The organism is Paenarthrobacter sp. AR 02, assembly GCF_021538675.1.
In the GTDB taxonomy this organism is placed as follows: domain Bacteria; phylum Actinomycetota; class Actinomycetes; order Actinomycetales; family Micrococcaceae; genus Arthrobacter.
Genome location: NZ_JAJUKH010000008.1, coordinates 103,056 through 116,239, shown reverse-complemented (window position 1 = coordinate 116,239; position 13,184 = coordinate 103,056). Strand labels below are relative to the sequence as shown.

Sequence of the window (13,184 nt, the reverse complement as noted above, 5' to 3'; positions counted from 1 at the left end):
CTCCTTGGCTTAGGACAAGGAGCCCCGCTACTCAACGTGGGATGGAGGCGTCCACGGGTGCTTAACCCTTTGGCTGATGAATATGTGCAGGCGGATCAGGACGACCCCGCGCTGCTCTTCACGGCTGCCTACAACAGCTTCGCGGGGCCGGTCTTCGGCTACCTCCGTGCCCGGGGTGTGGACGACCCCGAAGCCGTCACGCAGGACGTCTTCCTGGCCCTCCATCCGCAGCTCGAAACACTGCAAGGCGGGCTGCAAGGGGCAAAATCCCTGCTGTTCTCCATTGCCCATGCCCGCATGGTGGACTACTACCGCAAACGTGCACGAACACCCGCTTCCACGCCTTACGAGCAGGACCTGGATGGCCGGCGCGCCCCGTCGGCTGAGGACCAGGCGTTCGGGAGGGACGCTGGCCTGGGGGTCTCGGACCTCCTGGAGGGCCTCGCGGACGACTATCGGGAAGTGCTGGCGCTGAGGGTCATTGCCGATCTTTCCGTTGAGGAGACAGCGGCCATCATGGGCAAGTCGCAGGGAGCGGTGAAGCAGTTGCAGCGCAGGGCATTGGGCGCACTGAAGAAACGGGCACAACAAACGAACGGCACGTCATGAGCGAACATTTTCCGCCCCGCGGGCGGCACGACGCGGAAGCGATCGACCACTTGTTGGCCGGTTCCGGGTTGGAGGGCGACGCCGGGGTCCGCGCCGAACTGCTCGAACTCCGCTCACTGGCGGCCACGGCGCCTTTGCCGTCCGAAGCGGTCCGGGCGCTGATGGTCCCGGCCCCCGCGGTGCGTGACGAACCTGCCGCACACGACGAACTTGCCGCGCGCGCCGAACCTGCCGCCCACGACGAACCTGCCGCCCACGACGAACTTTCCGCGCGGAGACGGAAGAAGCGCCGCACCGCCATTGCCGGCCTGGCCGTTGTTGTCTCCCTGGCAGGCGGTGCCACGGCTGCGGCCGCGTCCGAGGGTGGCATCCCGGGTGCTTTCCAGCATCTTGGGGCAGCCATCGGTTCGGTGGTTTCACAGCTGGCGCCCGGCGCGGGATCCGCTCCGAAACAGGGTGGCCCGGCGGGTTCGACCACTGAGTCGCCTTCCGGGGACGTCAGGCCCACTCCTGTGCAGAGCCAGCCCGGCCAGTCGCCCGCTTTGCCGGAGCCAAGCGCCCATGAACGCGGTTCCCAGGCGCAACCCGGCGGGAGCGCAGCAACAAAAGCGCCCAAGGTTCCCTCGCGGGGCGAGCCCGGCAACGGGGTCATTCCCACACCCCCGGCAGTACCCGTGACGCCTCCGGCCGTGGTTCCTCCTACCATCGACCCGGGAAAGCTTCGCCCGTCGGACCTCCCGGTACCCGTTCCCATCCGCCTGGAACCCTCACCGCCCGTCATCCCCTCGAAGTGACAGAAAATGCCAATGTTCGTCAGGAACATTGGCATTTTCTGCCATGTCGGCACGCCTTAAACCACGACGGCACGCCTTAAACCACGACGGCGGGGTGCGGCTTCGTGTGGAAGCCGCACCCCGCCGTCGTGCGGTTGTGGTTTTGTACGTTAGGCGGAAACCAGGCTGTGCCAGTCGTTGACGAGGGGCAGGTTGTGCGCCTCGGAAACGGAGTGGTGTGCCACGTGGCCGGCGGCGATGTTGAGGCCGGCAGCCAGGGCGGGGTCGCGGTCGAAGGCGGCCTTGACGCCCAAGTTGGCCAGTGCCACAGCGTAGCGCAGGGTGACGTTGGTCAGTGCGTACGTGGAGGTGTTCGGAACGGCGCCAGGCATGTTGGCAACGCAGTAGAAGATCGAGTTGTGGACCTTGTACGTCGGTTCCTGGTGGGTGGTGGGGTGCGAGTCCTCGAAGCAGCCGCCCTGGTCCACGGCGATGTCCACCAGCACCGAGCCCGGCTTCATGCGGGAGACGAGCTCGTTGGTCACCAGCTTGGGAGCCTTGGCGCCCGGGATCAGGACGGAGCCGATCACGAGATCTGCGTCGATAACTGACTTCTCGATCTCGTAGGCGTTGGAGGCAACGGTCTTCAGGCGGCCCTGGTAGAGGGCGTCGAGTTCGCGCAGCCGGTTGATGTTGATGTCCATGATGGTGACATCGGCACCGAGGCCCAGCGCCATGGCCGCGGCGTTGGTTCCCGCAACACCGGCACCCAGGACAACAACCTTGGCCGGGCGCACACCCGGTACGCCGCCCAGCAGGACGCCCTTGCCGCCGGCCGGAGCCATCAGCGAGGAAGCGCCGACCACGACGGACAGGCGGCCTGCTACCTCGGACATCGGGGCCAGCAGCGGAAGGGTGCGGCCTTCCTGCACGGTTTCGTAGGCGATGGCCGTGACGCCGGAGTTGATGAGCTCTGCAGTGAGTTCGGGCTCTGCGGCGAGGTGCAGGTAGGTGAAGAGGATGAGGCCCTTGCGGAAGCGGTGGTACTCGGCCGCGATGGGTTCCTTGACCTTCATGACCATGTCCGCACGGCCCCAGACGTCATCGGCTTCGTTGACGATTTCGGCGCCGGCGATCGAGTATTCCTCATCGGTGATGCCCGAGCCGAGGCCTGCGCCGCGTTCAACCAGAACGGTGTGTCCGTGCGTGCGGAATTCGTGGACACCTGCGGCCGTGATGGCTACGCGGAATTCGTTGTTCTTGATTTCTTTGGGGACGCCGATGATCATTTGTGGGCTCCATCGTTAGCGGCCTCTTCGGCCGAAAATGTGTTGCGGGCTGTGATTCCAGAATAAATCCGCCTGTGAGGCAGGCGACATGAAAGCCCGGGCGACCAGTGGGGAAAAGCCCGGAAATTCAACGATCTTCTTCCCATGGGCTCGACATTTGTCGAGCACTCAAGCGTCAGGTGTCGCCTCCTGTTGGTACGCTTTCCAAATGCAGCAGGACGTGGAACAGATCGTAGAACGCGTCGCGTTGAAGCTCGGCCGCGGCTTGTCACTGGAGGACCTCGACGGCGTCCTCCTCGCCTACAGCTCCAACCAGTCGCACGCCGACCGCGTCCGTGTGAACTTCCTGCTCAGCAAGCGCGTCCCCACTGACGTCAGCGCCTGGCAACTGTCCCACGGCATCTCCACGGCAGTACGCCCGGTGGTGGTTCCCGCCAACGACGAACTCGGGATGTTGGGTCGGGTCTGCGTCCCGCTCCTGGTCCGCGGATTCCGGGTCGGCTATCTGTGGGTGCAGCTGGACGTTGAAGAGCAAAGCGCGACGGCGATACTCGCCGAACTGCCCGGCGTACGGGATGAGCTGGACCTGCTGGCGGGACTGCTCCTCGACTCAAACACGGCCGAATCAGAGTTTCGGCGCCGCCGCGAGCAGGAGTTCCTTTCGGCCTGCAACGGCGAATCCAACGCGGTGGCTGCCGTAGCCGGGTGGAAGGAAATCCAGGGGCGGGGTCCGTGGCAGCTGGTGACCATCCTCGACCCGGACGGTGCCGGGTCCGCCGTCGACCCCATCGCAGCAACCCTGACCCACCGCTCGGCGGCGCTGCAGTCCACGATCGGTGTCAACGCTGTCTTGTTCAGTGCCGGAACCGAGACGCATTCGGTGGTCCTGTTCCGGGAATCAGGCGGGAGGGCAGACCACGCACAGGTACTGGTGCACTACCAACTGGAACTCGCCAAGCGCGCCGGAAGGACGGTGGACCGCGTCATCCTTGGCATCAGTGAACCATTCCAGGTGATCCGGCAGATCTCCAGCGCCTACCGCCAGTCCAAAGTAGCGGCCCAGGCTGCCGCGGTTGACCTGCCGCTGGGCGAGCTCGTGGAAAGCCGGGCGGTAGGGGTTTATCAGCTCTTTGATCGCCTTTTGGCGCCCGGTGGCTGGGATGACACCGGATCGGTCCACTACAGGACGCTGGAGGACCAGGACAGGAACGGCGAGCTCCTCCCGGTCCTGGAGTTGCTCTACGACAATGACAGTTCCGTCCAGGACGTCGCAGCGAAGCTCCATCTCCACAGGAGCAGCATCTACAACCGGCTGGGCCGGATCCGCCAGCTCATCGGGGCTGACCCGTTGAGCGGCGCGATCCGGCTTGAACTGCATGCGGCCCTGAAAGCACACCGCTGGGCTCGGCGACCCAGGATCTAGGTGGCCATTGCCAGGCGGTGGAGAAGCGGTTCATGACGAATGGTTGGCCCACATCAGACGAGCGAGGGGGCCAAACAGGGAAAAGCCCCTTCATATTGGCCCGAGACCGGCTGGACCATTTCCGGAAGCTGGGCGAAGTGGTACGTTGCGGTTTGTCTGCTGTCCGCGGACGTCGTGTGGGGGACGGACTGCTCCGTCACTGGTAGACGGAAGGTCTGACATTGCTGAGAAAATTTCGAGGGTTGGCGGCAGGAGCGGTTCTGGCTTTGGCGATGGGTGCAACAGGCTTGGCAGCACCCGCAATCGCAGCGGACACGACCGTCACGATAGACCCAACGATTGCCGGGGAAAGCGTTTCTGCAAACGGTGCCCCCGTTACCCTGCCAGGGGGCGCAACGTCGCTCGTCATCAAACTGCCCGCGGATTCGGCCGATATCGTAGCCAAGGGCATCACAAGCCTCAACTACTACTTGTACAACGGCCCAAATAGCCACTTCGCAGATGGGTCGGTGAACATTGACCCTGTGCACCTCACGGTCACGGTACCCATTCCGGCGAACTTCGCTGGACACGCCCCGGCCGACATGACCTACTGCAAGAACTCGTTCAACGTCTGCGGCAACGATCCGACCGCAACCCACTACACGGGGTACGAGGTGATAGTGGAAAGCTACGCGGATAGCGGGACGACATATCTGCCGATCTTCGCCTCAAGCGGCCTGATACAAGGCACGGGGCCTGGTGCAGCCACAGTGCCGATCGATCTGAGCGCACCCTCGGCTGTCACGAACACGTACTACGCCATGAACGCCAAGACAGCCACGTTGGCTGAGGCATCCGACAAGCTCATTATCAAAGCCCCGGCGGGGTACTTCACCACCGGCCCTGCGGGAACCTGGTCCGGGGTATCGACCCGGGCCTTCTTGATCGGAGGTTTCGGTGTCGACGGAGACGTCGCACTTTCGGCCAACGGCGCCACGGCTGTCGTCACCGTCAAATCCTCGCACATGTGGTACTTCTGCCAATCCGGGGATTCGGACCTTGAGCTTACACTCGACGGTAACAAAGGCGGCAAGACGGCGGTCACGAACATTAGCGTGGGGGCGCCGGCCTGCACCCAATCCTTTAGCGATGTCCCGGTGAGCAACCAGTTCTACAAGGAAATCCAGTGGCTCGCGAACAAGAAGATCACAACTGGCTACAGTGGCGGTCTTTTTCTGCCTTTGAACTCTGTAAACCGTGACGCGATGGCGGCGTTCATGTATCGGATGGCAGGCGAGCCTTCCTTCACCGCCCCTGATATCTCACCGTTCGCTGACCTCAAACCCAGCGACCAGTTCTATAAGGAAATAACCTGGCTCGCTCACCAGGGCATCAGCACAGGCTGGGATGAAGGCAGCGGAATCCACACTTACCGACCAGTACAAGCCGTCAACCGTGACGCCATGGCAGCGTTCCTCTACCGCTTCAGCGGCAAACCCGCGTTTGCCCCTCCTGTGTCGTCTCCTTTCCACGATGTCGCCACCGACAACCCCTTCTACAAAGAGATCACCTGGCTCGCGGCGCAGGGAATCTCCACAGGCTATGCCGACGCCACATTCCGGCCTGTCCAGCCCGTCAATCGCGACGCCATGGCAGCGTTCCTCTACCGCGAAGACACCTGGAACCTAACTCGCCGCTAGACGGGGGTTCAGCGTGCTGATGGGCTCGCTACGCAACAAACGGCGGTAGAACCTCCCTGGCATGGTGGGCCTGCTGGTGGTGCTTTCCTTGTCCGTCAGGCTGATCCTGAACTTTCCTCGCCGGAAGAAGCGCGCCTAGGAACGCCTCAACCGCTGGCAGCTCCACCGGCCCATCCTTCGCCTGAAGGTGGCGGTCCGGCTGCTGGTGCAGTACCGGCCATGCCATCCGATCGGCGTTGCCGTACGGGGCAGCCGGGTGCTCACTTCACGGCCTTCTTGGCCGCGTCCAGGATTGCGTCGAGGGCGGTCCCACTGGATTGCGGATTCGTTCCGGCGGAGGGGTTCCCGGTGGGGCGCGGCTTGGGAGTGGCGGTCGACGTCGGCGTGGGTGTCGGCGCGGGCGTCGGGGTGGTGGTCGGCGCCGGCGTGGTTGTCGGGGCAGGAGATGGCGCCGTGGTGACTGTATCGGCGGGCACATCGGTGGGGGCCGGGGCAGGCTGCGTCGGGACTGCCGCGGAGGTGCCCGGCGCCGGGTTAGCCGCCGAAGGCGCCGCCGAAGGAACCCAAACCGGGGCCGCAAGCGAGACGTGCGGGGCCGGAATCGACGACGGCGACACTTCAGAAGGTGTCTCGGGGACGGTCGCCGGCTGGCCGGCTGCCGATGAGGATGATGCTGTTGGTGCTGCCGACGAGGCCGACGGGGAGGACGCGGTGGAGTAGGAAGCCCGAGGCCCGGGCGCAGCCGAGCCTGAATCCCTGTCCCCACTGGCGCTCGCATCCTGGGCGGGGGTTTCATGGCCGAAGAACGGCAGCTCAAGGGCCTGGCCGAGGCCTCCGGCCGTGAGAACCAGTCCTACAGCGCCGGCAACAACGGCCATACGCTGGCTCATGTGCTTGACCGATGCGGCCTTTCGAAGCACGGCTTGGGGTTCGCGGTTGAACGACGACGAAGAGCCAAAGCCGGTCCTGGCTGGGACGGGAGTAGGTGCCGGCCCGGCAATGTCCACGATGGGGATGGCTGCCGTGGCGGGCTCCGAGGGTGCGGCCAGCTGCGTGTCCGGCTTGGGAGCTGCCGACGGCACGATGGGAATGGCTGCTGTGGGAGGGCCCGGAGTGGTCGACCTCGGTGCCGCGGCCTGGGCGGCCTGCACAGCCGGGATCGCGGCGGTGGCCGGTTCTGCGGGTTCGGCTTCAGCCCGGGCTGCCCTTTCCCGCTCGGCTGCCCGGGCAGCCGCGCGCGTGGTGGGCTGGGCAGCAGCGGCGGGTTCCGGCGTCGTACTTGGTGCCTGAGGCGCTGTTGTTGCTTCGGTGGCGGATCCGCTGGGTTCGGCCCGACGGCGTCCGGTTGGCTTGGTGCGCTCGCGTTCGATGAGGGCGCGGCGCGGCTGATCCATGGTTGGGGACATGGTGGTTGCCTCTCAACGCCTTCGAGGTTAGCTGTCGGGTTCGGACGAGGCCGTCCGGCCGCCAAAGCGGCTTCACCCCGAGGACTTGGAAAGTCCGGGAACTTGTGGGTCCCCCGCCTCTGCCGCGGGTCTGGCGGATCCCGGATTGCGGCAGAGCTCGGCGTCAATCCGGAAGCGGCCCAGCGGAGATACGGGTCGCCCTACGACGGTACATGAGCCGGAAAGTAAAGTCACATTAATGTAACGGACGGTAGGTCGGGCTAGAGGGGAGGCTCTGTGCGCCTAGGCTTCGGGGCCGGTGCGGGAGCCGGCAGCTCGTGCTGGAACTCCGAGCACTGCCGCCAACACGGCCAAGATATCCACCGCCTAAGACTAGCTTCGGCGTCCGACGGCAGGGTAGACATTTCCTATGGACCTGCCAGTGATGCCGCCCGTCTCGCCCATGCTTGCCAAGTCAGTTCCGGACATCCCCGATGTGGGCCACTACGAGCCCAAGTGGGATGGCTTCCGAACCATTGTCTTCAAGGACGGTGACGAGGTCATCCTGGGCAGCCGCAACGAGAAGCCCATGACGCGCTACTTTCCCGAGCTGGTTGAGGCGCTGAGGAAGAACCTCCCGGAGAAGTGTGTGATCGACGGTGAGATCGTCCTGATCGAGGGCAACAGGTTGGAGTTCGAAGTCCTCCAGCAGCGGATCCACCCCGCGGACAGCCGGGTCAGGATGCTCGCCGAGAAAACGCCGGCTTCCATGGTCGCGTTCGACATTCTTGCCTTGGGCGAGGAAGACCTGATGGGCAAGCCGTTCTCTGAGCGCCGGGCCATCCTTGAGTCCGCCTTGGCCAAGGCCGAACCGCCCGTCTATGTGACTCCGGCGGTAACAGACCTTGAGCGGGCCAAGGAATGGTTCGTGCAGTTGGAGGGTGCCGGCCTGGACGGGGTCCTATCCAAGCCGCTGGATGGAACCTACCAACCCAATAAGCGCGTGATGTTCAAGACCAAGCATGTTCGGACCGCGGACTGTGTGGTGGCCGGGTTCCGTTGGCACAAAACTGCGAAGGTGGTGGGTTCCATGTTGTTGGGGCTCTACGACGACGCCGGTCGGCTGCACCACGTGGGGGTGGTGGCATCGTTCCCCATGGCCAAGCGGGAAGCACTGGTTGCCGAGCTTGAGCCCTACCAGGTGGACCTCGCTGATCACCCGTGGGGCGAGTGGGCCAAGCAGGACGAGGCGGCCGGTGGTTCACGGATGCCTGGTGCCCAAAGCAGGTGGAGCGGGGGCAAGGACTTTTCGTTTGTGCCACTGCGCCCCGAGCTCGTGATCGAAGTGGCGTACGACTACATGGAGGGCGACAGGTTCCGCCACACCACGCAGTTCCGCCGCTGGAGGCCGGACCGGACTCCGGAGAGCTGCACGTACGCGCAACTGGAGGAGCCTGCCGATTACGACCTCGGGGAGATCCTGAGCCTGCCGTAGCGCGTTGCCACCCCGCTGTTACGTTGTTGGCCCGCAACGTAACAGCGGGGTAGCGACGAAATTACTCTTCGTGTCCCTGGTCGCTGCTCATGCTGCCTTCGGCCGGCGGTGTTTCGCCTGGGGGTACCCCTCCGCCTGGCTCCAATCCCGTGACGTTGCCGTCCAGGGGATCAGGGTTGGCCGAGGCCGCGGGATCGTCGTCCTCGTCCTGGCGCATGTCCGGATCTTCGTGGATGCTGTCCGCATCGGCGGTGGTGTCGAAGGGTCCGGTCGCGCCGCTCACGCCGAAGGTTTGGGGATCGTCTTCCGGGTCATAGCTGGTCATGGTCAAACCCTTTCGTAAGCAGACTTACTATTCGCTTGCCTGGCCAGCCTAGCGCGATCCCGCCGGAGCCAACAAGGGGCACCCAACCCAGGCTCCGGCGTCGTGCTCCGGCGCCTAACTGTGCTGGGTGGCCTAACTCCGCTGTGTGGTCGCGGCGACGAAGCTGCGGATGGCGTCCGCCACCGCTTGCGGCCGCATATGCTGCGCTACGTGCCCCACTCCGGGAATCTCCACCAGGCGCCCTTGGCCCACGGTTCGGGAGAGCCGGAGCGACCAGTCGGGGCCTGCCACCTGGTCCCGGCTTCCGCGCAGGACCAGCACAGGCACCTTGATGCCGGCCAGCCGCTTTTCGGTGGGATAGCCCATCATCACCGGGAGCTCGGTGAGGTACCAGCGGAGCCCGCAGCGGAAGTAGTCGGAGATGACGATCCAATTGGACGAGGGACTCTCGCGCAGGACGCCGTCCAAGGCAAGCGCCAGCGATTGCCGGAGGATACTCTTGTGCCTCGAATCCACCACCGGCCCCATCAACACCAGGCGCTGGACCCGCTCGGGCGCATGCAATGCCGCTTCGATGGCAAACTGCACACCCATGGAATGACCCACCAGGACGTACCGATCGATGCCCCGGGACGCCAAGGCTTCTGCGATGAAGGCGCCGTAATCCTCCACCTGAAGCTGCCTGTCCGGCTTGGCCGTGCCCGCGAAACCGGGCAGGTCGAAAGAGTAGGTTGGCGCGTGGGCAGCGAGGACAGCGTGGAGCCGCGACAAATACCGGTGCGACACCCCGATGCCGTGGATCAGGACGTACGCCGGTTCGTCCCCGGAGCCAGTCGCGGGTGTCCCAGCGGTCCAATGGATCCGACCGGCCAGTCCCGAAACCTCGACCTCGGCAACCTCAAACGTGGGCCGCTGCCTATTCGCTGGTTTCGTCATGGTCCTCGGACTGCTTCTTTCGCTGCGTTTCAAGCCACTCCATGATGGCTGCCTGCCGGATGCGACGATGCGTGCCCCGGTACTCCACGGGAATCTCGCCACGATCGGTCATGTTGCGCAGATACGTGTGCGAGATGCCCGCGAGCTCCGCTGCCTGGGATGTGGTGAGCATTTCCTCCACGCTGCTGACCGTCACCGTATCGCCCCGGCCCAGCCGGGCAAGGAGGTCGACGACGGCGTCCCTCGCCTGATCGGGCAGGCGGTGGACTGTGCCGTCAACGAACACAGTGATGTCGTTGCTGTCCTGGAGGGAACGCGCGAGATTCCGGGCGTCGTCGGCGGGGAGGCCGGCCGTGACGCGGGGAGCTATCAGTGCCATGCCAGAAGCCTAGCCCGGAAGAACCTACTCCGCGTCCAGGTCCGTCTCCAGCAGCTTCACCAGTGCGTCCAGCGCAGCATCGGCGCCATCGCCCTCGGCCCGCAACACCACAACATCGCCCTTCGCTGCGCCGAGCGTCATGAGCGAAAGGATGCTGGCGGCGTCGAGCGCGTCATCGGCAGGGGCGCCCTGCATGGCAATGGTGACCTCCACGGGCTGTTCGCCGGCTGCCTCTGCGAAGAGGGCGGCCGGGCGGGCGTGCAGGCCGGAGCGGCTGGCGATGGTGGCTGTGCGTTCAGGCATGGTTTTCTCCTGGTATTCCGGACGGATAGGGGCTAGAGCCCGAGCTCTTCAAGCACGGGAAGCTTGGCACGGACCCAGTCGCGCGCTTCGGTGGCGCTGGGAGCTGACAGGGCAAGGCGGGCCAGCTCCTGCGCCTGTTCCAGCGTGACGGTCTTCAACACGGTGCCGACTGCAGCGAGGGAGCGCGCGGTCATGGACAGTGTGGTGACTCCCAGCCCGGTCAGTACGACGGCGAGGGCCGGGTCCGCGGCTGCCTCACCGCAGACACCCACCGGCTTGTTGTTGCCTTCCTGGGCTGAACCTTCCACGGTGAGCTGCACTAGCCGGAGGACTGCGGGCTGCCACGGGGTGTTCAGTTCCGCGAGGGGCCCCAGTTGGCGGTCGGCCGCCATGGCGTACTGCGTGAGGTCGTTGGTGCCGAGGGAGGCGAACCCGACTTCGCGAAGGACGGTGGCGGATGTGAGGGCGGCTGAGGGAACCTCCACCATCACGCCCGGTGTCTTGATCCCGGCCGCGGCGCAGAGCGAAGCGAAGCGTCCGGCTTCGGCGGCCGTGGAGATCATGGGAGCCATGACCCAGACGTCGGCCTCGGATTCGGAAGCTGCCCGGGCGATGGCTTCGAGCTGCCGCTCAAGGACACCTGGAGTGGTGAAGTCCGTACGGTAACCACGCACACCCAGCGCGGGGTTGGGTTCGGTGGCATCCGTGAGGAACGGGAGGGGCTTGTCGGCGCCGGCGTCCAAGGTCCGCAGGACAACTTTCTTGCCCGGGAACGCATCAAACACGGCCTTGTACGCTGCGGCCTGCTCGTCCACGGAGGGTTCGGTGTCGCGTTCCAGGAAGCAGAATTCGGTGCGGAAAAGGCCTACGCCCTGGGCTCCGAGGCCGGCGGCTGCCACGGCATCCTTGGCTCCACCAACGTTGGCGAGGAGCGGTACCAGGTGGCCATCCGCCGTCGTGCCGTTTCCGTCGAATTCGGCGAGGGTGGCGGACGTTTCCGCCCAGGCGGTCGCAGCTGCGCGCTGTTCCTCACCGGGATCCAAGGTGACGGATCCCGCCGCGCCGTCCACGTACACTTCGGAGCCGTCGGCGATCGAGTCGACGCCGTGGGCGGCAACCACTGCCGGCAGGCCGAGTGAGCGCGCGATGATCGCGGTGTGTGACTGCGGTCCGCCTCCGGACGTTACCAAGGCGAGCACCACGGCCGGATTCAGCGTCGCGGTGTCCGCGGGAGCGAGGTCCTCGGCCACAAGGATAAAGGGGGTTTCGGAGGACGGGATGCCGGGAGCGGGCACGCCACGAAGTTCGGCCACAATGCGGGCCCGCACGTCCAGGACGTCTGTGGCGCGTTCTGCCATGTAGCCGCCGAGGTTGTGCAGCATTTCGGAGACGGATGCACCGGCTTCCCAGATGGCGCGTTCAGGGGAGGAGCCTGCATTGATCAGCTTGGCTGCCGATTTCAGGAGCATGGTGTCCTTGGCCATCAGGGCCGTGGCCTCCAGGACAGCTTTGCCATCGCCTGAGGCAGTGTCGGCGCGGCCCTTGAGTTCGTCGTGGACGGATTGGGCGGCCGCCTTCAAGCCGGCGACGGCGTCTTCCGGACTCAATCCCGCGGCCAACCGTTCGCCCGACGGCGGTTCGCTCACCGGCTTGGGCATCTGGCGGACGGAACCAATGATGCGGCCAGGGCTTACCCCTACGCCTTGGAAATTCTGCACTGAATCCTCTGTTCCTGCTTGTTGGTTCAGACCCGCCGGCGACGGCACCGGGAGCCCCATAAATAACTCTTGTGAGCCACTTCATATAGCAACGCTATAGGTGCTAGGGTAGCGGTTATGAGTTTCGATGACCAGCTTCCGCCCAAAATTCGGTTGCTTCGCGCAGCTGCCGAATTGCTGGCGAATTCGGAAGGGTCAGCGGTCTCAACGCGCCAGATCACCAAGCTTGCCGGGGTCACGGCGCCCACGCTCTACCACCACTTTGGCGACAAAGAAGGGCTTTTCGACGCCGTCGTTTCCGCCGGTTTCGAAGAGTATGTGGCGGGGGAGCGGGATTTTGCACCGTCCGGGGAGCCCTTGGAGGATGTCCGGCGGATGTGGGATAACCACGTCCAGTTCGGGCTGACCCAACCCCATCTGTATCTGGTGATGTTCGGCAACATCAGGCCGGAAAGCCGCCCAGCAATCGTGGCCGATGCTGAAGCGCTTCTGGAAGAGATGCTGAACAAGGCCGCTATCTCCGGTCAGATCAACGTGCCGCCCCGCGAAGCGGCACGAAGCATCCTTGCGGCCAACGTGGGCGTCACGCTCATGCTGATCGCAGAACCGGTGGAAGAACGGAACCTCGAGCTCTCAACGATGACCCGGGATTCCATGATTTTCGCCGTCTCCACGGACACCGCCCGTGGCGCCGCAGCGGACGACTCCGGCAAGTCCTCGGTTGTTGTTGCGGCAATCGCCCTGAATGCGGCACTGCAGGCCTCGCATTCGGACCAACTATCCAGCTCTGAACTGAAGCTTTTCCTTGAGTGGCTTCACCGTATTTCCAGCAGCTCCTAAGGCTGTTCTCGCTCGATCTGTATCGAC

Annotated in this window: 13 protein-coding genes and 1 riboswitch; of the genes, 6 read left to right on the top strand and 7 right to left on the bottom strand. The window is 64.8% G+C overall.

Annotated elements, in window-relative coordinates; genetic code table 11:
* The first annotated feature begins 57 nt into the window (after nt 1-57).
* Together LRQ04_RS15105 and LRQ04_RS15100 are read left to right on the top strand one after the other, a co-directional pair.
* Nucleotides 58-609 (top strand): RNA polymerase sigma factor, encoded by a 552-nt coding sequence (locus LRQ04_RS15105; RefSeq protein ID WP_235521097.1) that lies wholly within the window; start codon nt 58-60, stop codon nt 607-609.
* The gene (locus LRQ04_RS15100; protein WP_235521095.1) at nt 606-1,403 is read left to right on the top strand and encodes a hypothetical protein; all 798 of its coding nucleotides are present in this window, start codon (nt 606-608) and stop codon (nt 1,401-1,403) included. The genes LRQ04_RS15105 and LRQ04_RS15100 overlap by 4 nt, the downstream gene beginning before the upstream one ends.
* 149 nt (nt 1,404-1,552) lie before the next feature.
* On the opposite strand, the gene ald is transcribed toward LRQ04_RS15100, so the two are convergent.
* A complete protein-coding gene (gene ald, locus LRQ04_RS15095; protein WP_235521093.1) occupies nt 1,553-2,671 on the bottom strand; it encodes an alanine dehydrogenase in 1,119 nt (372 codons plus the stop codon).
* 208 nt (nt 2,672-2,879) lie between these two features.
* Here ald and LRQ04_RS15090 point away from each other — a divergent pair, with 208 nt between their 5' ends.
* Together LRQ04_RS15090 and LRQ04_RS20710 are read left to right on the top strand one after the other, a co-directional pair.
* Entirely contained in the window at nt 2,880-4,094 is a 1,215-nt protein-coding gene (locus LRQ04_RS15090) for a CdaR family transcriptional regulator (protein WP_235521091.1), read from the top strand.
* A 287-nt stretch (nt 4,095-4,381) separates the two neighbouring features.
* Nucleotides 4,382-5,776 (top strand): S-layer homology domain-containing protein, encoded by a 1,395-nt coding sequence (locus tag LRQ04_RS20710; RefSeq protein WP_308194951.1) that lies wholly within the window; start codon nt 4,382-4,384, stop codon nt 5,774-5,776.
* Between the two features lie 260 nt (nt 5,777-6,036).
* Here LRQ04_RS20710 and LRQ04_RS15080 read toward each other — a convergent pair whose 3' ends face one another.
* Nucleotides 6,037-7,182: a hypothetical protein gene (locus LRQ04_RS15080; RefSeq protein ID WP_235521090.1), complete on the bottom strand. Its 1,146-nt coding sequence runs from the start codon at nt 7,180-7,182 to the stop codon at nt 6,037-6,039.
* A 2-nt stretch (nt 7,183-7,184) separates the two neighbouring features.
* A riboswitch (cyclic di-AMP (ydaO/yuaA leader) is annotated at nt 7,185-7,328 on the bottom strand.
* 263 nt (nt 7,329-7,591) lie between these two features.
* On the opposite strand from LRQ04_RS15080, the gene LRQ04_RS15075 reads away from it, so the two are divergent.
* The gene (locus LRQ04_RS15075; protein WP_235521089.1) at nt 7,592-8,656 is read left to right on the top strand and encodes an ATP-dependent DNA ligase; all 1,065 of its coding nucleotides are present in this window, start codon (nt 7,592-7,594) and stop codon (nt 8,654-8,656) included.
* 61 nt (nt 8,657-8,717) lie between these two features.
* On the opposite strand, the gene LRQ04_RS15070 is transcribed toward LRQ04_RS15075, so the two are convergent.
* The 5 genes from LRQ04_RS15070 to ptsP all read right to left on the bottom strand — a co-directional run bounded on the left by LRQ04_RS15070 (nt 8,718) and on the right by ptsP (nt 12,317).
* Nucleotides 8,718-8,981, bottom strand: a complete 264-nt coding sequence (locus LRQ04_RS15070; protein ID WP_235521087.1) for a DUF6480 family protein — start codon at nt 8,979-8,981, stop codon at nt 8,718-8,720.
* Nucleotides 8,982-9,113: 132 nt separating this feature from the next.
* On the bottom strand, nt 9,114-9,917 hold the full coding sequence (locus LRQ04_RS15065) for an alpha/beta fold hydrolase (RefSeq protein ID WP_235521085.1): 804 nt from the start codon (nt 9,915-9,917) through the stop codon (nt 9,114-9,116).
* Entirely contained in the window at nt 9,898-10,296 is a 399-nt protein-coding gene (locus LRQ04_RS15060; protein WP_235521083.1) for a helix-turn-helix domain-containing protein, read from the bottom strand. Before LRQ04_RS15060 ends, LRQ04_RS15065 begins: the two co-directional genes overlap by 20 nt.
* Before the next feature lie 24 nt (nt 10,297-10,320).
* Nucleotides 10,321-10,599 carry an HPr family phosphocarrier protein gene (locus LRQ04_RS15055; RefSeq protein WP_235521081.1) on the bottom strand — a complete coding sequence of 93 codons (279 nt, stop codon included), beginning with the start codon at nt 10,597-10,599 and terminating at the stop codon, nt 10,321-10,323.
* A 32-nt stretch (nt 10,600-10,631) separates the two neighbouring features.
* A complete protein-coding gene (gene ptsP, locus LRQ04_RS15050; protein WP_235521080.1) occupies nt 10,632-12,317 on the bottom strand; it encodes a phosphoenolpyruvate--protein phosphotransferase in 1,686 nt (561 codons plus the stop codon).
* Nucleotides 12,318-12,434: 117 nt separating this feature from the next.
* Between ptsP and LRQ04_RS15045 the strand changes: the two genes are divergently transcribed.
* Nucleotides 12,435-13,157, top strand: a complete 723-nt coding sequence (locus LRQ04_RS15045) for a TetR/AcrR family transcriptional regulator (protein ID WP_235521078.1) — start codon at nt 12,435-12,437, stop codon at nt 13,155-13,157.
* Nucleotides 13,158-13,184: the final 27 nt, after the last annotated feature.